This window comes from Methylovirgula ligni (genome assembly GCF_004135935.1).
In the GTDB taxonomy this organism is placed as follows: domain Bacteria; phylum Pseudomonadota; class Alphaproteobacteria; order Rhizobiales; family Beijerinckiaceae; genus Methylovirgula; species Methylovirgula ligni.
Window position 1 is genome coordinate 801,801 of sequence record NZ_CP025086.1, and the last position, 18,488, is coordinate 820,288.

Consider the following 18,488-nt stretch of genomic DNA (forward strand, 5'->3'; position numbering starts at 1 on the left):
CACGGACGATAAGCTATGCACGGGCGCTCCTCTCAAGCCTTGGCCCCTGCATGTCCGACGCTGCCAAAATTTCGCCGCTCGCGCCCAAAAGCTATCCGGACATCCCGCCCGTCGAAGGCGTGCGTTTCGCGACCGGTGCGGCTGGCATCCGCTATAAGGGCCGCACCGACGTGATGCTGGCGCTCTTCGACAAGGGCACGCAGGTCGCGGGCGTCTTCACCACCTCGAAATGCGCCTCGGCTCCGGTAGATTGGTGCCGCGCGCGGCTCGGCCGCGGCAAGGCGCGGGTGCTCGTCGTCAATTCCGGCAACGCCAATGCCTTCACCGGCAAGACCGGCGCCGAGGCAGTGAAGCGCACCGCGGCGCTGGCCGCCGAGGCGACCGGCGTGCGGCCTGCGGACATCTTCCTCGCCTCGACCGGCGTGATTGGCGAGCCGCTCGACGCGAGCAAATTCGACGGCTTTTTTGAGAAGCTCGTTACTGAGGCGGCTCCGGACGGTCTCTTCGCCGCCGCCAAGGCGATCATGACCACCGACACCTATCCCAAGGTCGCGACAGCGAAAGCGCTGATCGACGGCATCGAGGTGACGATCGCCGGCATGGCCAAGGGCGCCGGCATGATCGCGCCGGACATGGCGACCATGCTCTCTTTCGTCTTCACCGACGCGCCGATTAGCGCCGACGTTTTGCAGAAGCTCCTCGACAAGGGCGTCGAACCTTCCTTCAACGCCATCACCATCGATGGCGACACTTCGACCTCCGACACGTTGCTGCTGTTTGCCACCGGCGCCGCCGCCAGACGCGGCGTGCCCGAAATCGACTCAGTGCGCGGTGGCCAGCTCAAGGACTTCCGCCGCGCCTTGGACGAGGTGTTGCGCGACCTGGCTTTCCAGGTCGTGCGCGACGGCGAGGGCGCGCGCAAATTCGTCAGCGTCACGGTCGAGGGCGCGACGTCCAACAAATCGGCCAAGGCAATCGCCAATTCGATCGCCAATTCGCCGCTGGTGAAGACGGCGATCGCCGGTGAGGACGCCAATTGGGGCCGCATCGTCATGGCCGTTGGCAAGGCGGGCGAGCCGGCCGAGCGCGACCGCCTCGCCATCTGGTTCGGCGATATACGTGTCGCCCACAAGGGATTGCGCGACCCCGGCTATGACGAAGCAGCGGTCTCCGCGCTCATGCGTCTGCCCGAGATCGCGATCCGCGTCGATCTCGGCCTCGGCACCGGCAAGGCGACAATCTACACCTGCGACCTGACGAAGGAATATGTCGCCATCAACGGCGACTACCGGTCGTAATTACGCCGCTGCGTTCTCGCCGCCATCGCTGCCGTAATAGGCGATATAGCGCTGCTCGATCTCGGCGATCGGCATCACAGTAAAAACGTCGATCGTGCCGAATTGCGGATCGATCACGGCGCCATCGCCGAATTTCGCACCGACGCGCAGATAGGCTTTGATGAGCGGCGGCAACGCCGCAAGGCCCCTGCGCTGATCGATTGCGCCCTTGTCGAGCACATTCATCGGCACGGCGCGGCCCTCGCTCGGGCGCACCTGCCATTCCGCATTGGCCGAGGCATGATGATGCAAAAAGCTCAGCGGTAGCGCCAGAGCCAGCGGATTGGTGCCTGGCAGGCTGGCACAGCCGAACATCACATCGATATGGTGGTGCTGGATGTAGATCCAGAGGCCACGCCACAAAAGCTCGATCACGCGCTTCGAGCGATATTTGGCGTGAACGCAGGAGCGGCCGAGTTCGAGAAAATTCTTGCCCGCATGACCCTGCAGCAGCGGTGCGATGTTGAATTCGCTTTCGCTGTAGAAGCCGCCGTGGCGTGCCGCTACGTCGCCGCGCAGCAGCCGGTAGGTGCCGACGATCTTCGGCTTTTGCCGCCCGAAGCGGTTGCGGGCCGTGAGGTCAACGATCAGCAGATGATCGCAAAATTTGTCGAAGCGGCAGATGTCGCGCCGCACCAGCGCCGCCGGGCCATGCGCGACCGCGCCGCCTTCCTCGTAGAAAACCTTGAAGCGCAGCCGTTGCGCCTTGCGCACTTCCTTGCGGGTGGCGATACGGATCTCAAAATTGCCGAACCGGCCGAGAACGCGCGGCAAATCGGACGGGTTCTTGGCCGGCAGGAAGCCGCGGGCCGAAAAAGGAATTACGGTGCCGAAGGGCGGCTCAATTGGCCACATGTTTCGTCGAATCGTCCGCTTGGGTAGTATCGAATGAGGCTAGTTAGCCCGAACGAAACTTTGATGACGCGGCGCACCCGCATTCACCTGCCCAGATGTTCTATCGCATTTCCCACTTCGTTTCACGCGGCCTTTTGATGGTGGAGGTCAGCCTGCGCGCGCTCGGGCTCGCGCTGGTGATTTTCATCGCCTTCCTGGTGCTGGCGCCTATTCAATGGGCAGTCCTTCGGCTGAACCCGCGCTTTGGCTGGATTTTGCCGCGGCTGTTCTACGCGACCGTGCTCCGATTGGTGAAAGTGCGGGTGGAGGTCAGCGGCCGCATACCCCGCGACATGCCGGGGAGCCTGGCCGCGCTGGTCGTCACCAACCACGTCTCCTGGACCGATATTTTCGCGCTCGGCGCACTTTTCCCGGCCGCCTTCGTCGCCAAGAGCGAGGTCGCCCGCTGGCCGATCATCCGCACCTTCGCCCGGCTGGTGAACACGATCTTCGTCGATCGCAACGCCCGCGCCAGCATCCCCGTGACCAATGCCGCCATGCTGGCGCAGATCAGGGCGGGCGAGCATGTCGTGCTTTTTCCGGAAGCGACGACCCATGCGGGCGGGCCGCAGCCGTTCCATTCCTCGCATTTCGCCGTCGTCGAGGAATTGTTCAAGCTGGGACCGGGCTACGCCATCCAGCCGATCGCGATCCGCTATTCCGCGCCTCATGCGCCGTGGATCGGCGATGACGCCCTGCTGCCGCATGTGCTCGGTCTGATGCAAGGGGCGCCGATCACCTGCGAACTGATCTTCTGCGAACCGCTGCCGCTCGCTGAACCCATGCCGCGCCGGGCGGTCGCGCAGGAATGTTTCGCGCGGATCGCCGCGGCCTATAGCAGTCAGCGCGTTTAGACTTCCGCCAATCCGCGCTTCTTCAGCAAGGGTTCGGGCGAGGCCGCCCGGCCGCGGAAGGCCGCGTAAGCCGCCTCGGGATCGGCGCGATTGCCGGCGGCATAGACATGCTGCTTCAGCCGGGCGGCGACCTCCGGCGCGAAAATATCGCCCGCCTCGGTGAAAGCGGCGAAGCCGTCGGCATCCAGCACTTCCGACCAGAGATAAGAATAATAGCCGGAGGAATAACCGTCGCCGGCGAAGACATGGGTGAAATGCGGCAGCCGGTGACGCATGGCGACGGCCTCCGGCATCCCCAGCCGCGCGAGCGTGTCGCGCTCGAAAGCGACAATGTCGAGATCGTCCGACGCCGGCGTGCTGTGCAAGGCGAGGTCGACCAGCGCCGAAGCGGTATATTCGACCGTCTGGAAGCCCTGATTGAACTGACGCGCGGCGATGACCTTGTCGATCAAATCCTCCGGCATCGGCACGCCGGTCTGATGATGGCGCGCGAAGCGGCGCAGGATTTCGCGCTGCTCGAACCAATGTTCGTAAAGCTGCGAGGGGAATTCGACGAAATCCGATGCGACATTGGTGCCGGCGAGCGAGGGAAAGGTGACGTCCGATAAGAGCCCGTGCAGCGCATGGCCGAATTCGTGGAAAAGCGTGCGTGCGTCGTCGAAGCTCAGAAGGCAGGCCTCGCCCGGCGCTGGCTTCACGAAATTCAGCACGTTGACGATGATCGGCAGGATTTCGCCATCGAGCCTCTCCTGATCGCGGTAAGCCCCCATCCAGGCGCCGCCATGCTTCGAGGCGCGGGCGAAATAATCGCCGATGAAAAGGCCGATGGCACGGCCCTCCCTGTCGCGCACGGCCCAGGCGCGCGCATCGGGATGATAAAGCGCGATATCCTCGCGCTCCTCGAACGTGAGGCCGAAAAGCTGCCCGGCGGTGTAGAACGCGGCTTCGATCATCTGTTCGAGCGGCAGATAGGGCTTGAACGCCGCCTCATCGAGATCGAACTCGGCCTTGCGGCGCTTCTCGGCATAATAGCGCCAGTCCCACGGCTGAAGCGTGAAATTGCCGCCCTCGACCGCGACAAGCTCTTGCAATACCGACTGCTCGCGCAAGGCCCGGGCGCGGCCGCGCGTCCAGACTTCATCGAGCAGGTTTTGCGCCGCGGCCGGGCTCTTGGCCATCTGATCGGCGAGGCGGAATTCGGCGAAACTCCCATAGCCCAGAAGCCGCGCTTTCTCCTGACGCAGCTTCACCATCTCGGCGGCAATGGCGCGATTGTCGCTCGCGCCCGCGTTTTCGCCGCGCGCAAGCCAGGCGCGGAAGATTTTCTCGCGCAAATCGCGCCGCTGCGCGGTTTGCAGGAAGGGCTCGACCGACGAGCGTGCCAGAGTGATGGCGAATTTGCCTTCATGCCCGCGTTCGGTCGCGGCCGCCGCGGCCGCGGCGCGCTGCCAATCCGGCAGGCCGGCGAGATCGGCTTCATCAAGAATCAAGGCGAAAGCGTTCTCGTCCGCGAGCACATTCTGAGAGAATTGCGTGCCGAGCGCGGCGAGCCTTTCACCGATCGCGGCGAGCCGCGCCTTCACTTGCGGCGGCTGGCCGGCGCCGGCGCGGCGGAAGGTGATGTGATGACGCTCCAGCGCGCGCAGTTCCTCGGCACCGAGGCCGAGAGTTTCACGCGCACGCCAGAGCGTATCGAAACGGGCGAAAAGCGCGTCGTTGAGATGGATTTCGGCGTCATGCGCGGCAAAGCGCGGCGCGACCTCGCGCTCGATCGTCTCGATCGCCTCGCTGGTGTCGGCACCGGCGAGATTGAAGAAGATCGCCGACAAGCGGCCAAGCAATTTGCCGGAACGCTCGAAGGCGCCGACCGTGTTCTCGAAGGTCGGCGGCGCCGGATTGGCGGCGATGGCCGCAATCTCGGCTCTATGCGCGGCGAAGCCCGCGTCAAAAGCCGGCGGAAAATCGGCGGCCTCGACCCGCGCGAAAGGCGGCGCGTCGAATGGCCCGGTCCAGTCTTCCAGCAGCGCGTTTTGGGTATCGTGCGTCATTGCGATCCATCCGGATTATTTGCCCCAATATGGGGGAACCGGACGGCCTTCGCTACCGCTGCCTCAGACTGTTCCGAATGTCCGCGCTGCCGTCAGCTACCAGAAGCGGTAGTTCAGGCCCACCTTCACCGTATCGAATCTCAGGCTGGTTTCGTTCCAGAACTCGTAGCCGATCGGCGATGAATCGTCGCCGACATTGGTTTGATAGCCGCCCTTCGAGCCGAAATCGAAGTGCAAATATTCGGCTTTCACACTGATGTTTTGGGTGATCAGATATTCGACGCCGCCGCCCGCAGTCCAGCCGCTGAACGTGCTCGTCCCGGTCGTCACATAGCCGGGATTTGTCGTGGTTTGCTCAGCCGAGCCACCAAACCACGCATAACCGCCCTTGGCGTAGATCAGGGCCGGCCCGAAGGCATAACCGACGCGTCCGGTAATATCGCCATAGACGCCGCTGTCCAGCGTTAGATCCTGATGGTGATCAGCCGCAGCTGATCCGATGATGCCCTTGCCCTGCAGGCCGATATACCCGACATCGCCTTCGATACCGACGACGAACTGGTTGAACTGATAATTGTAGCCAAGCTGACCGCCGCCAAAGCCGCCATCGGGATGATAGGAAAACGGCCCGGGCGTCACGCCGCCATTGACGTCACGGACATCAACATCAGCGGCGACATAGCCAGCGTTCAAACCGGCATAAAATCCCGTCCAGCTCAACACCGGCGCCGGCGTAAAGACAGGCGCTTCCTTCGTGTTCGGCAGATCTGCAGCCAGCGCAGACCCTGAAATGGCTGAAATAAATACAATTGCAACCAGTGATTTACTCATGGAGCACACCCCCCGCAAAGCGTGCTCAACTTCTAGTAGACATGAACAGCACAGTAAAAATGAGTCTTCCGTTAGGGAGGCAGATGCGGCAGATAGCCAGCAACTGTTGCTTATAAGCAACTAAAATGACCAATATTGGATGTTCTGACGGTCATTCCTGGCGAATTGCGGAGCTCAAAATTGAATCGCGGGCCGGGTGAAAGCCCATCAGCGCGCAAAGCACCACGCATTTTTTGGTGCTGGGCGCCGACGCAGGGGTGATCGCGGGCAAAGCGTTCGGGACGTGGGATCGCTCCCATTTTCTGGCGCGGGCTATAAAAACTGCCGGGAAACAGAAAAACCAACGGCGGCATCGAAGATTTGCGCACCATGCCGGGCGCGAGCTGGTTCGGCCATGCGTTGAAAACGCGGCTTTCGTCTTCGATTTAACGATCTTCTCTTATCCAATGCCAAATTATATCGAATCCGATGATTCCTTCATCCAGGGTTTCCCATAAACGTTACTGAAGCTCCGCGGTTTACGCGGCATTTACAGTGTGAGACGAATAGACATCGGGCGGCCTGTGTGTTGCCGGAGATGCGTTATGCGTAAATTTATCGGGCTCCTGTTTCTGATGAGCGGCGTTTTTGCGGTTTCGCCCGCGATGGCCAAAGTCGTGATCGATATCGATCTCAGCGCCCAGACCATGCACGTGGAAGGTTCAGGGGGCACCTACGACTGGCCGATTTCCTCCGCCCGCGACGGTTATGCGACGCCGAATGGCACGTTCGTCCCGCAAAGCCTGCAGACGATGCATTATTCCAAGAAATATTATCATTCGCCCATGCCGCATTCGATCTTCTTCGCCGGCGGCTATGCCATCCACGGAACTTATGAGACCGGCTGGCTTGGCCACCCGGCTTCGCATGGCTGCGTGCGCATCTCGCCGGAGAATGCGGCGGTGCTCTTCGACATGGTCAAGGAAGAAGGCGCCATCATCCATATCACTGGCCAACCGCCGGAAACCCATTATGCCGTGCGGCACCACCACCGCGCCTCGGTCTATGCCGGCCGCGGCTGGGGACAGCCCGCCCAATATGGCTACAGCTCCTGGGGGGGCTACGCGCCGCAAGGACCCGCCTGGGGTGCCAGCCCCTACGGCGGCTACTAGCCTAGCGCTCGCTAGCCGAGAAGATCGATGAGCGCGGGAATGAGCGGCGCGTCCGCGGGCGGCATTGGATAATCGCGCAGATTGTGCGGGCGCACCCATTTGAGCGCCTGATTTTCCCGCGATGCGACCTGGCCGTGCCAGCGCCGGCAAATATAGAGCGGCATCAACAGATGAAACTCGGGATAGGCGTGGCTCGCGAAGGTCAGCGGCGCGAGGCAGGTCTCCGCAACGTCGATGCCGAGTTCCTCTTTCAGCTCGCGGATCAGCGCGATCTCCGGCCGCTCGCCCTCGTTCAGCTTGCCGCCGGGAAATTCCCACAGGCCGGCCAGTTGCTTGCCCTCGGGGCGCTGGGCGATCAGCACGCGGCCATCCGCATCGACGAGCGCCGCGGCGACGACGAGCAGGAGCTTCATGCCGCCGGCCGCGCGGTGCGTAGCCGGTCGATCGCCGCCGGCAGGTCCGCCATATCCGTCACGATGCTTTCGGCGCCGGCTTCGCGCAGCGCGGCGATAAGCGCGCTGTCGGCATGGCTCGCCCCGGCAAAACCGATGATCCCCATGCCCGCGCGGCGCGCCGCCGTCACGCCCGCCGGCGAATCCTCGATGACGATGGTGTCTTGCGGCATGATACCCAGGGATTTGGCGGCAAAGAGGAAAAGATCGGGCGCGGGCTTGCCCGCAGCGACCTGCTCGGCGCTGAAGACATGCGTGCCGAACAAGGGCGCGAGGCCCGTGACCTCGAGAGATAAAGCGATGCGATCCGGCGGCGAGGAGGAAGCGACGCAGATCGGCCGCGCGAGATGGGCGATTGCCTCCTTGACGTCCGCGACAGGTTGCAACTCCAGCCGCAGCCGCGCGAAGAGCATCGCCTTCATCCGCGCGCCGGTATCAGGCGGGATGGGATGGCCCAGATCCTTTTCGATCTCGGTGAGCACGTCGCCCGTGCGGCGTCCCATGAAGCGGCGGCGGCATTCGGCCAAGGTCATCGGCCGCCCCAGCTCCGTCAGCATCTGCCTCAGAACATCGAAGGCGATGACCTCGGAATCGACGAGCACGCCGTCGCAATCAAAAATGATGAGGCTCAAACCGCGTTCTCCGCCAGAATAGCGCCAATCAGCGCCTTGGTCTTTGCCGCGTAGTCGGCGGTCATCGCCCGGCGCGGCAAGCTGACGTCGATATTACCGACAATTTCGGCCGGCCGATGGCCGAGCAGGATGATGTGATCGGCGAGCCGGATCGCTTCGTCGATGTCATGGGTGACGAGCAGCGTCGTGACCCCGGTGCGCTCGACGAGCGCGGCAAGCTCGCTGGCGAGGCGGCGGGCGAGCGCCGCATCGAGCGAAACGAAAGGCTCGTCCAGAACCAGCAGATTGGGTTCGATCGCCAGCGCCCGCGCCAGCGCGACACGGCGCGCCTGACCGAGCGAGAGTTCGCCCGGAAAATTACGCAGATGATCGTCGAGGCCAAGATCCTTCGCCAAGCTGGCGAGCGCGGTTTCGCTCGCCTCCGGCGCGGCGAGCTTCAGATTGTCGAGCACGGTGCGCCAGGGGAGCAACCGCGGCTCCTGGAAGACCATGCCGATCTTCGTCCCCGGCGGCAGCGTGACGCTGCCCTCAAAATCGCGGTCGAGGCCGATGATAATGCGCAGCAGCGTCGTCTTGCCGAAGCCCGAGGGGCCGACAAGCGCGTGAATCTTGCCCGCTTCGAGCGTCAGCGAAAAGTCGTGCAAAATCTCGCGCACGTCGCCGTTGGCGGTGCGGAAGGCCTTGCGCTTGACAAGGACCTCAAGCTGCTTTGGATCGCCAGCGGGAGACATGACGCTCGAAGGGTTGCACAAGAAAGGTTTCGATCGCCAGCATGATGCCGACGAAAGGCAGCGCATAGGCCAGGAGCAGCGCTACGTCGAAGAGCTGGAAGGCGCTGCCGATCTCGAATCCGACACCGTTGGAACGGCCCAGGAGTTCGACGACAAGCACGATCTTCCAGACGAGAGAGAGGCCCGAGCGCGTCGCCGCGGCGATATAGGGCGCGAGCTGCGGCAGCAGGACATGCCTGACGCGGGTTTGCCAGGGCATGGCGAAGACGGTGGCCATTTCCTCAAGACCCGGATCGAGCGCGCGGGCGCCCTCGCGGATCGTCGCCGTGGTATTTGGCAATTTGTTGAGCGCGACCGCAAACACGGCGGCGACCTCCGTCAGCCCCAGCCAGATATAGGCGAGAACAATGACGACGAGCGCCGGCAGGTTCAGGAGAATAACGAGCCAGGGATCGCCGAGCCGGTCGATCGTCGGGCTGCGCCCCATCAAGACGCCGAAGACCGTGCCGAACACCATCGCCAGTGTGAAGGCGACAGCGACACGTGCCAATGTGGTCGCCATGTTGAAATAAAGCGCGTGCGAATGTGCTTCATGACCGATCACGGCGAGCACTGTGAGCGGCGCCGGCAAGAGGCGGCTGTCGGCCACCATCGAGGCGGCCTGCCAAAGCGCGATCAGAATGAGAAGCGAGAGCAATCGCAGCAGCACGTCAATCGCCCGGTGCGTCTTTGTAGAAAGTACCGGCATCGAGCTCCGCGGCGGGACCGACGAGTTTGGCGCCGCCGATCTGAGAGAGCACCAGATAGAGCTTGCGGGCATCCGCCTCTTCATCAGCGATGGGGCGATGCGCGGCGCCTTCGAGATAGCGCTTGCGATAGATTTCGAGCGCCGCCGGATCGGTGACGCCGATCTTCTCGCCGATCTTCTGCCAATCGGATGTCGAATGGGCGAGGATGTCCTGCGCCTCCGAAGTCATCGCGAAGAAGCGCCGCAGGAGGTCAGCATGGTGTGCGGCATAGCTCTCATCGAAGACATAGCCGACCATCGCGACACGGCCCGACGCGCCAAGCGCCTTCTCGACGTCATCAATGCCGATCAGCCGCTTGAAGCCTTTCGTCTCCAGCGCCGCGCAGAAGTTCCAGAAATTGAGCGTCGCATCGTCCTTGCCCTGCAAGCTCTGTTCTTCGAGCAGCGGCGGCGCGCCGTAAAGAATCTGCGCGTCGGAATCGAGATCGATGTCGGAATTCTTGGCATAGGCCTGAAGCAGCAGCCAGCTCTTGTCGAGCGGACCACCGGCGACGCCGAGCTTCTTGCCTTTGAGATCGGCGAGCTTGGCGATGGGCGAGGCGGGCGGCACCATCACGGCGCCGAGTGTGCTTGAATAAGGATAGAACTTGAGCTTGCCCCCAAGGCTGCGTTCACGAGAAACCCAGAGCCAATCCGAGAGAATGATATCGGCCGAACCGCCCATGATCGCGACTTTACCGGCCTCGGTCGTGGCAAGTTCCGTGACATCGAGATGAATGCCCGCCTTCTTGTCGAGTCCGTGCTCCTCGATGACGCCAAGTTCCCAGGAAAAAGTACCGGTCTTTTGCACAGCGATGCGCAAATTTTCCTCGGCGCGGGCCTGACCGCAGCAGGATACGAGGAAGACGAGGCAGGACGCGGCAATCTTGCGGCGCGCATGTCGGGACGCCCTCGCTCGCGGAACAGAAATGTCGCTCATTGTTCGCTCGTCTCGTGAATTGGAATGTGGATTGTCTTCCCGCCGCAGATCGGGCTAAACATATGTTGGAAGCCGTCTAAATTGGCGTGCGCCCGCGTGAGGCGCCGGGAGGAAGGGAAGGGAACGATGAAGTATACTGGTATCGTCTTTGCCGCGGCTGGTTTGTTGACGATGGCGGCGCTGGCCCCGGCCTATGCCGCGGGCGACGCGGCGGCCGGCGAGCAGATTTTCGAGCACACGTGCCACCTGTGTCATCAGATTGGCCCCGGCGCGAAAAACTTCGTCGGTCCGGAGTTGAACGGCCTCAACGGCCGCAAGGCAGGCACGGTGGCCGATTATGCCTATTCCGACGCGATGAAGAATTCCGGCATCACCTGGGGCGAGGACGCGTTCAAGAAATACATCACCAATCCGCAGGCCGACATTCCGGGCATCAAGATGTTCTTCGCCGGCCTCGAAAAGACGAGCCAGCGGGACAACATCTGGGCCTATATTTCGCAGTTCAAGGCGGACGGCTCGAAATAACGCCCAATCTTTTTTAAGATGGCGACAAACGCTCCGGCCCGCGCCGGGGCGTTTTTGTTTGATGGCGGCGCTCATTCGGCGGCTCCGCCGCGGCGGATCAACATGCCGCGCGCCGGATCGTAAGCGAAGATCGCCGCGCCCAGGAAAACGACGAGGCAGCCCGAGACAACCGCGAGCGAAGTCCAATCGACCTGCAGATACAGGGCGAAGCGGATCAGCTCCACCGCATAGGTAAAGGGATTGAGCTGGCAGACCGTGGCAAGCCAGGGCGAGCCTTCCTGCACTTTCCAGAGCGGGTAGAGCGCGCTTGAGGCGAAGAACATCGGGAAGATGACGAAGTTCATCACTCCCGCAAAATTCTCCAACTGCCGCACGAGTGAGGACAGCGCCATGCCGAGCGCGCCGAGCATGAGCCCGGAGAGCAGCAGCGCCGGCAGCACGGTAACATAGCCCCACAGCGAATCCGGCTCGATGCCCCAGAAATAGGCGATGAGCAGATAGGCATAGACCTGAAGGATCGACACCGCCGTGCCCGCCAGCAGCTTCGAGGTCAGCAGATACCAGCGCGGAAAGGGGCTCACCAGCAGCGTGCGCATATTGCCGGTCTCGCGATCGTAGACCATCGACAGCGAGGACTGCATGCCGTTGAAGAGCTGGATCATCGCCATCAGACCGGGCGTGATATAGGCATCATAGAGAATGTAGGTCTGGTACGGCGGAATGATCGACACGCCGAGCACCGAGCGGAAGCCGGCGGCGAAAATGAAAAGCCAGACGAGCGGGCGCACGAGCGCGGAAACGAACCGGCCGCGCTGATGGACGAAGCGCAAAGCCTCGCGCCAAATGATGCCGCCCATGCAGATGAGATATTGCGCCAGCGTGAAGCCGCGGCGCGCCGCGGGTTGTGTCTGCGTCGTCGCAAGGCTGGTCACGGCGCATCTCCGTGGCTGAGGTCGGCGCCGGTGATTTTCACGAAGGCGGCGCGCATGTCGGACGTGCCGGTGCGCGCCAGGATGTCGGTGGCAAGACCCTTTTCCAACACCTTGCCGTGATGCAGGACAACGACCGAATCGGTCGGCGCGATCTCGTCGATGAGATGCGTCGTCCAGAGCACGCCGAGGCCCGCGTCCGCGACAAGGCTGCGCACTTGCGCGATGATGTCGGCGCGGGCCTTGATGTCGAGGCCGACGGTCGGCTCGTCGAGCAGCAGCAATTCCGGATGATGCAGAAAGGCGCGGGCGATCTCGACACGGCGGATATAGCCGCCGGACAGATTGCGCACCTTTTCCTTGGCGCGGTCGGCCAGCCCGGCGCGGGCGAGCACATCAGCGATGCGGCGCTTGGCCTCGAACGGGCCGATGCCGTGCAACGCGGCGTGATAGATGAGATTTTGCGTGACGGTCAGTTCGAGATCGAGCGTGCGGGCCTGGAAGACCACGCCGAGCCGGCGCAGCGCCTGGCTGCTTTGCCGCACGACATCATAGCCGAAAATCTTGATCGCGCCGGTGCGCGTCACGTAGAGCCGTGTGACCAGCGAAAACAGCGTGCTCTTGCCGGCGCCATTAAGCCCGAGCAGGACGGTGAAACTGCCCGGCGCTACCGTGAAGGAGACGTTGTCGAGCGCTTTACGCTTGCCGTAAAAATGCGTGACGCCAGCGACCTCAAGCGCGGCCGGGGCGGCAGCCGCCTGCGGCAGCGGCGCTTGCGACTTTGGCATTTCTTCCCGTTGAGCCAGTACTTCTGTCATTCGCAGCGCTTGGCAAATCCCTGGGCCCACGCGGCTTTTGTCACATGAGGCGGCGGATATTTATCATCCATCTATCATCTGAGAACCGGCCGGTTTGTAAGATATTTGTTCAGGTTCGTCCTCAGATCGTGAGCAACGCCAGCAGCGAATCTTCATCCGGATGCGCCGCGATCTCAATATGAAGCAAGCCCAGTTCGCGCAACGGCGCCGCAGCGTCCTCGGAAATCGCAAGATGGCGCAGCTCCGCCGGATCGAAGCCTGCAGCTTCCAGCAACTCCAGAAAGATCGCCGCGCTCCGCTGCGAATAGTGCAGAACCGAGTCCACGGCACCCGCATCAAGCGCCACAAGCGCCTCCTCGCTCAGCGATGCCGCCGCCACGGCGCCATAGGTTTCGAGAAGCATGAGCTTGAACCCGGCCGAAGCGCAGATGTTTTCGAGATCGGGCTTGCGTTCGCGCCCGGCGAGATAAAGGGCCGTGCTGGTGGAGCGCAGATGCGCGATGAGCTTCGGCGCCAGTTCCTTCACATCGGTGGCAACGCGCGCCGCCCCAGTGAAGCCAGCAGTGCGCGCGGCCTCCAGCGTTCTCTGCCCGACGAGAAACAGCGGCAGCAAGTGTTTCGTCTCCGGCGTCGGAAACTCCGGCGCCGTTTGCAGAGCCTCGAAAGCGCGGGCGCTTGTCGCGACCAGCACATCGATCGTAGCCGCCGGCCAATGTGCGCCCGCCGGCGCAATGTCGGCGACCGGCGAGAGAACGGCCTCGTGTCCGCGCGAGGCGAGCTTCACCATCGTCTCCAGGGCCTGCTCGGCGGGGCGGGTAACAAGAACCAGCATGTTTCACCCCGCCAGAAAGCCGGGCGGCGCCCGCACGAGGAGTTCGCGCGCCGCCTTTTCGCCGAGGTTGATGGCATCGGCGTGCGGCCCGCTGATCTCGGTCGCAAAAGATTCCGAACCGTCCGGCCGCAGGATGATGGCGCGCAGATGAAGCGCATCGCCGGCGAGCCAGGCGTGACCGCCAATTGGGGTGCGGCAGGAGCCGTCGAGCACTTGCAGTAAAGCGCGTTCACAGGCCAGAGCGACGCCCGTCGCGGAATCGAGAATGGGGCGCAACGCTGCCGTGACCGGCGCATCGTCCCGACGCGCAGTGATGGCGATCGCGCCCTGGCCGACGGCCGGGATGAAATCGGCGGCGTCGAGCAGGCGCGTCGCCCGATCGGCCAGCCCGAGCCGCTTCAGCCCCGCGATGGCGAGGATCGTCGCGTCGATCTCGCCGCGCGCGAGTTTGGCGAGGCGCGTTTCGACATTGCCGCGCAGGAGCGAGATGGCGAGGTCCGGCCGCAGCCGCAGCAGCATGGCGCTGCGGCGCAGGGACGCCGTGCCGACGACACTGCCGGGCGGCAACGCGCGGGGATCGTCCGCCTTCTCCGATATCCAGGCATCGCGCACATCCTCGCGCGGCAGATAGCCGGAAATTTCGAGCCCTTGCGGCAGGAAGGTCGGCAGATCCTTGGCGGAGTGGACGGCGAGATCGATGTCGCCGCGCTCCAGCGCGCTATCGAGTTCCTTGGTGAAAAGTCCTTTGCCGCCCGCCTCGGCGAGGGCGCGATCCTGGATGAGATCGCCGCTCGTCTTGATGACGACGATATCCAGCTCCGGCGCCTGAGCGCCATGGGCGGCCGCGAGCCTTTGCTTCACGTGTTCGGCCTGCGCCAGCGCCAGAGGGCTGCCGCGGGTGCCGATTCTCAATTGCGCCGGCAAGGCGCTTTCAACGGAAGAACCAGGAATTGCCAATCCCCCATGATTTTGGGTTATCGTTTATGGAGCGGGACGCGGAAAAAGCCGGTTCACGGCTGTTTCGCGTTGGAGGCGTGTTTTGCACCAAAAGCGGGCGTTATGGCCAGCCGGGGCAAATTCCGAAAAAGTTGATAGACTTTTTCGATCAGAATTTGCTCCGGTCTTTTGATTTGGCGCGATTTCTGTCGATGGCCGGAGTCTTGGCGATCGGAAAGCGCCCTAAGGGGCTTTAGTGGATAGCCGATCAATACTATGCCTTTACGGCGGAGCCGCGGCCAGCGCCGGTTTTCCCCAAGCCCGGTTTCTCTAAGCCATTGAGATGTTTCATGCGTTTTCTCGGTATCGAAACCACCTGCGACGAAACGGCGGCGGCCGTCGTCGCGCTGAAGCCCGAGGGCGGCGGGGAAATCCTCGCCAATGAAGTGTTCAGCCAGATCGCCGAACACCAGGCCTATGGCGGCGTGGTGCCGGAAATCGCCGCCCGCGCCCATATCGAAGTGCTCGACCGGCTGATCCAGCGGGCGCTCGAAACGGCCAAGGTCGAGCTTGACGATCTCGACGGCATCGCCGCCGCCGCCGGGCCCGGCCTGATCGGCGGGGTGATCATCGGCCTGACGGAAGGCAAAGCCCTCGCGCTCGCGGCGCGCAAGCCGTTTGTCGCCGTCAACCACCTCGAAGCCCATGCCCTGACCGCGCGGCTCGCCGGCGGCCTCGATTTTCCCTATCTGCTCCTGCTCGTCTCCGGCGGCCATACCCAGCTCGTCGCGGTGCGCGGCGTCGGCGATTATGTGCGGCTCGGCGCCACCGTTGACGATGCCGTGGGCGAGGCCTTCGACAAGGTCGCCAAAATGCTCGGCCTGCCCTACCCCGGCGGCCCGCAGGTGGAGCGCGTGGCGCTGAAAGGCGATGCCGCCCGCTTCGATTTTCCCCGTCCCATGCTTGGCCGCCCGAAGCCTGATTTCTCCTTCTCCGGACTGAAGACGGCGGTGCGGCTGGAGGCCGAGAAGATCGCGCCGCTGAACCCGAGCGCTGTCGCTGATCTCTGCGCCTCGTTTCAGGCCGCCGTCGTCGATACGCTTGTCGACCGGCTCCGCGCCGGCGTGCGCGTCTTCGGCGAAAGGATCGGCCCCTGCCAGGCGATGGTCGTCGCCGGCGGCGTCGCCGCCAATTCGGCCATCCGCCGCGCGCTGATGCGCTTCTGCAGCGAGAGCGGGTTGCGGCTCGTCGTGCCGCCCGTCGGCCTTTGCACCGACAATGGCGCGATGATCGCCTGGGCGGGCATCGAGCGGCTGCGCCTCGGCCTCAGCGACGACATGACGTTCGCCGCGCGACCGCGCTGGCCGCTCGACAGCGAAGCCGAAGCCCTGCATCACGGCAAAGCCTGAAGCGGAACGAGATGGCACGTTACACCCATATCGCCGTGCTTGGCGCCGGAGCCTGGGGTACGGCGCTCGCCAACCTCGCCGCGCGCAACGCGGCCAAGGTTCATCTCTGGGCGCACGACCCGAACCACGCGATCGAGATGACGGCGACGGGCGTTAATGCGCGGCGCCTGCCCGGCGTTCCCTTGCCGGCCAATCTCGTCCCGACCGCGGCGCTTGCCGATATCGCCAACGCCGAAGCGATCTTTCTCGCCGTGCCGGCGCAGGCGGTGCGGCAGACCTGTCTCGCGCTCGCGGAGATCATCGGCAACGATGTTCCGCTGGTGATCTGTGCCAAGGGTATCGAACGGACGAGCGGACTTTTCCTCAGCGAGGTGATCGCCGAAGTCCTGCCGGAGAATCCGGGCGCCGTGCTTTCCGGCCCGAGCTTCGCCGAGGATGTCGCCAAAGGACTGCCGACGGCGGTGACGCTCGCCGCGCGCAGCGAAGATGAGGCAGCCGAGCTGGCGCGCACGCTCGCCACGCCGTGGTTCCGGCTCTACCATTCGCGCGACATTCGCGGCGTCGAAATTGGCGGCGCGGCGAAGAATGTGCTCGCCATCGCCAGCGGCATCGCCGCCGGGCGCGGGCTCGGCGCCAGCGCCGGGGCGGCGCTGATCGCGCGCGGCTTCGCTGAGCTATCGCGCTTCGGCCGCGCCTATGGCGCCGACGTCGCGACGCTCGCGGGCCTCTCCGGCCTCGGCGATCTCGTGCTCACCTGCACCTCCGGCCAATCGCGCAATTTCTCTTTCGGCTTCGCGCTCGGGCGCGGCAAGGACATCGCCGCGGCGCGCGCCGAGGGCCATACGACCGAGGGCGTCTTCACCGCCGGCGTGCTCGTCGATCTGGCGCATCGCAAAGGAATCGACATGCCGATCAGCGAAGCCGTCGATGCCGTGCTGGCCGAGCGCATTAGCATCGATGCGGCGATCGAGGCGCTGCTGGCGCGGCCGTTGAAGTCGGAACTGACGCAGGCGCTTTCCAACGAAGGATGAAGGACGCATGGCGCATTGGCTTTTGAAGAGCGAACCTTCGTCCTGGTCCTGGCAACAGCAGGTCGAAGCCGGCGCCAAAGGCACGTTCTGGAACGGCGTGCGCAACCACAGCGCCAAGCTGCATCTGATGGCGATGAAGGTCGGCGAAGAGGCCTTCTTCTATCATTCCAACGAAGGCAAGGAGATCGTCGGCATCGTGACGATCATCAAGCCCTATTATCCCGACCCGAGCGACGAAAGCGGCAAGTTCGGCATGGTCGATGTGCGCGCCGTAAAGCCGCTGAAACATCCGGTGACGCTCGAAGCGATAAAGGCCGAGCCACGCTTGAAGGATATGGTGCTCGTCAACAATTCGCGCCTCTCGGTGCAGCCGGTGAGCGAGGCGGAATGGACGCTCATCTGCAAGCTGGGCGGGGTTTAGCTTGACGCGCGCGGGGCAAGCGGGGCAGATGCTGCGCATTCCCGCCATCCAGAGTTCATAATGATCCGTTCTGCCCTGATGAATGTGATGACCGCCGCGGCGCTGAAAGCCGGGCGCGGCCTGAAGCGCGATCTCGGCGAAGTCGAGAACCTTCAGGTTTCAATCAAGGGGCCCGGCGATTTCGTCTCTGCCGCCGACCGGAAGTCCGAGAAAACCCTCTTTGAGGAACTCTCCAAGGCAAGGCCAGGTTATGGTTTCGTGCTCGAGGAATCCGGCATCATCGAGGGCGCCGACAAGACGCACACCTGGTATATCGACCCGCTCGACGGCACGACCAATTTTCTCCACGGCCTGCCGCTCTTCGCGATTTCCATCGGTCTGGAGCGCGAGGGCCAGATGGTCGCCGGGCTCGTCTACAACCCCGCCAGCGACGACATGTATATTGCCGAAAAGGGTCAGGGCGCTTATCACAACAACCGCCGCCTGCGTGTCGCGGCGCGGCGCGATTTTTCCAGTGCGCTGATCGGCTGCGGCATCCCGCATCTCGGCAAAAAGGGGCATGAGGGCTTCCAGGCGGAATTCGCCGCCGTCATGGCCCGCGCCGCCAATCTGCGGCGGCTCGGCGCCGCGGCGCTCGATCTCTGCTTTGTCGCGCAAGGCTCCTATGACGGTTTTTGGGAGCGCGGCCTGAAACCCTGGGATATGGCGGCGGGCCTGCTGATCATCCGGGAAGCCGGCGGTTTCGTCACCGATGCCGACGGCGGCGCGGACATTCTCGGCACCGGCTCGATCTGCGCCGGCAACGACGCCATCCATACGCAACTGCTGGCGCTGCTGCGCAGCGCAAAATAGAGCAATTATCGGCAAAGGCGTCATTGCGAGCAAAGCGACGCAATCCAGAATTGTTCCTGGATTGCTTCCTCGCTCCGC

General features: G+C 63.6%; 21 protein-coding genes. 8 read left to right on the forward strand and 13 right to left on the reverse strand.

Annotated elements, in window-relative coordinates; all coding sequences use genetic code 11:
- The first annotated feature begins 50 nt into the window (after positions 1–50).
- The gene (gene argJ, locus CWB41_RS03770; protein WP_115837220.1) at positions 51–1,298 is read left to right on the forward strand and encodes a bifunctional glutamate N-acetyltransferase/amino-acid acetyltransferase ArgJ; all 1,248 of its coding nucleotides are present in this window, start codon (positions 51–53) and stop codon (positions 1,296–1,298) included.
- Here the strand turns inward: argJ and olsB are convergent, their stop codons facing one another.
- Positions 1,299–2,192 carry a l-ornithine N(alpha)-acyltransferase gene (gene olsB / locus CWB41_RS03775; protein WP_115837219.1) on the reverse strand — a complete coding sequence of 298 codons (894 nt, stop codon included), beginning with the start codon at positions 2,190–2,192 and terminating at the stop codon, positions 1,299–1,301.
- A 137-nt stretch (positions 2,193–2,329) separates the two neighbouring features.
- On the opposite strand from olsB, the gene CWB41_RS03780 reads away from it, so the two are divergent.
- Positions 2,330–3,085, forward strand: coding sequence for a lysophospholipid acyltransferase family protein (locus tag CWB41_RS03780; protein WP_165203969.1), 756 nt, complete (start codon positions 2,330–2,332; stop codon positions 3,083–3,085).
- Here the strand turns inward: CWB41_RS03780 and CWB41_RS03785 are convergent.
- The 3 genes from CWB41_RS03785 to CWB41_RS03795 form a co-directional block, all read right to left on the reverse strand.
- Complete coding sequence (locus tag CWB41_RS03785; RefSeq protein WP_115837217.1) at positions 3,082–5,133, reverse strand: M3 family metallopeptidase; 2,052 nt, start codon at positions 5,131–5,133, stop codon at positions 3,082–3,084. The genes CWB41_RS03780 and CWB41_RS03785 overlap by 4 nt on opposite strands.
- Positions 5,134–5,229: 96 nt before the next feature.
- Complete coding sequence (locus CWB41_RS03790; protein ID WP_115837216.1) at positions 5,230–5,964, reverse strand: outer membrane protein; 735 nt, start codon at positions 5,962–5,964, stop codon at positions 5,230–5,232.
- Positions 5,965–6,074: 110 nt separating this feature from the next.
- On the reverse strand, positions 6,075–6,335 hold the full coding sequence (locus CWB41_RS03795; protein WP_129396388.1) for a hypothetical protein: 261 nt from the start codon (positions 6,333–6,335) through the stop codon (positions 6,075–6,077).
- A gap of 213 nt (positions 6,336–6,548) precedes the next feature.
- Between CWB41_RS03795 and CWB41_RS03800 the strand changes: the two genes are divergently transcribed.
- Positions 6,549–7,115, forward strand: a complete 567-nt coding sequence (locus CWB41_RS03800; RefSeq protein WP_115837214.1) for a L,D-transpeptidase — start codon at positions 6,549–6,551, stop codon at positions 7,113–7,115.
- A gap of 11 nt (positions 7,116–7,126) precedes the next feature.
- On the opposite strand, the gene mutT is transcribed toward CWB41_RS03800, so the two are convergent.
- Genes mutT through CWB41_RS03825 form a run of 5 tightly spaced genes read right to left on the reverse strand, consistent with a single transcriptional unit; the run spans position 7,127 to position 10,657 of the window.
- Positions 7,127–7,528, reverse strand: coding sequence for an 8-oxo-dGTP diphosphatase MutT (gene mutT, locus CWB41_RS03805; RefSeq protein WP_115837213.1), 402 nt, complete (start codon positions 7,526–7,528; stop codon positions 7,127–7,129).
- The gene (locus CWB41_RS03810) at positions 7,525–8,199 is read right to left on the reverse strand and encodes an HAD family hydrolase (RefSeq protein WP_115837212.1); all 675 of its coding nucleotides are present in this window, start codon (positions 8,197–8,199) and stop codon (positions 7,525–7,527) included. The genes mutT and CWB41_RS03810 overlap by 4 nt, the downstream gene beginning before the upstream one ends.
- The gene (locus CWB41_RS03815; protein WP_115837211.1) at positions 8,196–8,930 is read right to left on the reverse strand and encodes an ABC transporter ATP-binding protein; all 735 of its coding nucleotides are present in this window, start codon (positions 8,928–8,930) and stop codon (positions 8,196–8,198) included. Before CWB41_RS03815 ends, CWB41_RS03810 begins: the two co-directional genes overlap by 4 nt.
- Positions 8,899–9,636 carry an ABC transporter permease gene (locus CWB41_RS03820; protein ID WP_115837401.1) on the reverse strand — a complete coding sequence of 246 codons (738 nt, stop codon included), beginning with the start codon at positions 9,634–9,636 and terminating at the stop codon, positions 8,899–8,901. The genes CWB41_RS03815 and CWB41_RS03820 overlap by 32 nt, the downstream gene beginning before the upstream one ends.
- 4 nt (positions 9,637–9,640) lie before the next feature.
- The gene (locus CWB41_RS03825) at positions 9,641–10,657 is read right to left on the reverse strand and encodes an ABC transporter substrate-binding protein (protein WP_115837210.1); all 1,017 of its coding nucleotides are present in this window, start codon (positions 10,655–10,657) and stop codon (positions 9,641–9,643) included.
- Positions 10,658–10,783: 126 nt separating this feature from the next.
- On the opposite strand from CWB41_RS03825, the gene CWB41_RS03830 reads away from it, so the two are divergent.
- Positions 10,784–11,182, forward strand: a complete 399-nt coding sequence (locus tag CWB41_RS03830) for a c-type cytochrome (RefSeq protein ID WP_115837209.1) — start codon at positions 10,784–10,786, stop codon at positions 11,180–11,182.
- Positions 11,183–11,253: 71 nt separating this feature from the next.
- Here the strand turns inward: CWB41_RS03830 and CWB41_RS03835 are convergent, their stop codons facing one another.
- The 4 genes from CWB41_RS03835 to hemC form a co-directional block, all read right to left on the reverse strand.
- Positions 11,254–12,039, reverse strand: a complete 786-nt coding sequence (locus tag CWB41_RS03835) for an ABC transporter permease (RefSeq protein ID WP_115837400.1) — start codon at positions 12,037–12,039, stop codon at positions 11,254–11,256.
- A 71-nt stretch (positions 12,040–12,110) separates the two neighbouring features.
- Positions 12,111–12,899, reverse strand: a complete 789-nt coding sequence (locus tag CWB41_RS03840; RefSeq protein WP_115837208.1) for an ABC transporter ATP-binding protein — start codon at positions 12,897–12,899, stop codon at positions 12,111–12,113.
- Between the two features lie 151 nt (positions 12,900–13,050).
- Positions 13,051–13,761 (reverse strand): uroporphyrinogen-III synthase, encoded by a 711-nt coding sequence (locus CWB41_RS03845; protein ID WP_115837207.1) that lies wholly within the window; start codon positions 13,759–13,761, stop codon positions 13,051–13,053.
- 3 nt (positions 13,762–13,764) lie between these two features.
- Entirely contained in the window at positions 13,765–14,685 is a 921-nt protein-coding gene (gene hemC, locus CWB41_RS03850; RefSeq protein WP_245441065.1) for a hydroxymethylbilane synthase, read from the reverse strand.
- A gap of 362 nt (positions 14,686–15,047) precedes the next feature.
- Between hemC and tsaD the strand changes: the two genes are divergently transcribed.
- The 4 genes from tsaD to CWB41_RS03870 are packed head-to-tail and all read left to right on the forward strand — an operon-like array spanning position 15,048 to position 18,410.
- Positions 15,048–16,106 carry a tRNA (adenosine(37)-N6)-threonylcarbamoyltransferase complex transferase subunit TsaD gene (tsaD, locus tag CWB41_RS03855; RefSeq protein WP_115837205.1) on the forward strand — a complete coding sequence of 353 codons (1,059 nt, stop codon included), beginning with the start codon at positions 15,048–15,050 and terminating at the stop codon, positions 16,104–16,106.
- A gap of 11 nt (positions 16,107–16,117) precedes the next feature.
- A complete protein-coding gene (locus CWB41_RS03860; RefSeq protein ID WP_115837204.1) occupies positions 16,118–17,137 on the forward strand; it encodes an NAD(P)H-dependent glycerol-3-phosphate dehydrogenase in 1,020 nt (339 codons plus the stop codon).
- Positions 17,138–17,144: 7 nt separating this feature from the next.
- A complete protein-coding gene (locus CWB41_RS03865; protein WP_115837203.1) occupies positions 17,145–17,558 on the forward strand; it encodes an EVE domain-containing protein in 414 nt (137 codons plus the stop codon).
- Between the two features lie 60 nt (positions 17,559–17,618).
- Entirely contained in the window at positions 17,619–18,410 is a 792-nt protein-coding gene (locus tag CWB41_RS03870) for an inositol monophosphatase family protein (RefSeq protein ID WP_115837202.1), read from the forward strand.
- The last annotated feature ends 78 nt before the right edge of the window (positions 18,411–18,488 follow it).

What these genes read in the sequence shown, in the direction of transcription:
- olsB (WP_115837219.1), bottom strand. Translation starts at nt 2,192, where the DNA reads ATGTGGCCAATTGAGCCGCCCTTCGGCACCGTAATTCCTTTTTCGGCC.
- CWB41_RS03800 (WP_115837214.1), top strand. Translation starts at nt 6,549, where the DNA reads ATGCGTAAATTTATCGGGCTCCTGTTTCTGATGAGCGGCGTTTTTGCG.
- CWB41_RS03790 (WP_115837216.1), bottom strand. Translation starts at nt 5,964, where the DNA reads ATGAGTAAATCACTGGTTGCAATTGTATTTATTTCAGCCATTTCAGGG.
- CWB41_RS03815 (WP_115837211.1), bottom strand. Translation starts at nt 8,930, where the DNA reads ATGTCTCCCGCTGGCGATCCAAAGCAGCTTGAGGTCCTTGTCAAGCGC.
- CWB41_RS03825 (WP_115837210.1), bottom strand. Translation starts at nt 10,657, where the DNA reads ATGAGCGACATTTCTGTTCCGCGAGCGAGGGCGTCCCGACATGCGCGC.
- CWB41_RS03845 (WP_115837207.1), bottom strand. Translation starts at nt 13,761, where the DNA reads ATGCTGGTTCTTGTTACCCGCCCCGCCGAGCAGGCCCTGGAGACGATG.
- CWB41_RS03830 (WP_115837209.1), top strand. Translation starts at nt 10,784, where the DNA reads ATGAAGTATACTGGTATCGTCTTTGCCGCGGCTGGTTTGTTGACGATG.
- mutT (WP_115837213.1), bottom strand. Translation starts at nt 7,528, where the DNA reads ATGAAGCTCCTGCTCGTCGTCGCCGCGGCGCTCGTCGATGCGGATGGC.
- CWB41_RS03795 (WP_129396388.1), bottom strand. Translation starts at nt 6,335, where the DNA reads ATGGTGCGCAAATCTTCGATGCCGCCGTTGGTTTTTCTGTTTCCCGGC.
- CWB41_RS03835 (WP_115837400.1), bottom strand. Translation starts at nt 12,039, where the DNA reads ATGGGCGGCATCATTTGGCGCGAGGCTTTGCGCTTCGTCCATCAGCGC.
- CWB41_RS03785 (WP_115837217.1), bottom strand. Translation starts at nt 5,133, where the DNA reads ATGACGCACGATACCCAAAACGCGCTGCTGGAAGACTGGACCGGGCCA.
- CWB41_RS03865 (WP_115837203.1), top strand. Translation starts at nt 17,145, where the DNA reads ATGGCGCATTGGCTTTTGAAGAGCGAACCTTCGTCCTGGTCCTGGCAA.
- tsaD (WP_115837205.1), top strand. Translation starts at nt 15,048, where the DNA reads ATGCGTTTTCTCGGTATCGAAACCACCTGCGACGAAACGGCGGCGGCC.
- argJ (WP_115837220.1), top strand. Translation starts at nt 51, where the DNA reads ATGTCCGACGCTGCCAAAATTTCGCCGCTCGCGCCCAAAAGCTATCCG.
- CWB41_RS03860 (WP_115837204.1), top strand. Translation starts at nt 16,118, where the DNA reads ATGGCACGTTACACCCATATCGCCGTGCTTGGCGCCGGAGCCTGGGGT.
- CWB41_RS03870 (WP_115837202.1), top strand. Translation starts at nt 17,619, where the DNA reads ATGATCCGTTCTGCCCTGATGAATGTGATGACCGCCGCGGCGCTGAAA.
- CWB41_RS03840 (WP_115837208.1), bottom strand. Translation starts at nt 12,899, where the DNA reads ATGCCAAAGTCGCAAGCGCCGCTGCCGCAGGCGGCTGCCGCCCCGGCC.
- CWB41_RS03780 (WP_165203969.1), top strand. Translation starts at nt 2,330, where the DNA reads ATGGTGGAGGTCAGCCTGCGCGCGCTCGGGCTCGCGCTGGTGATTTTC.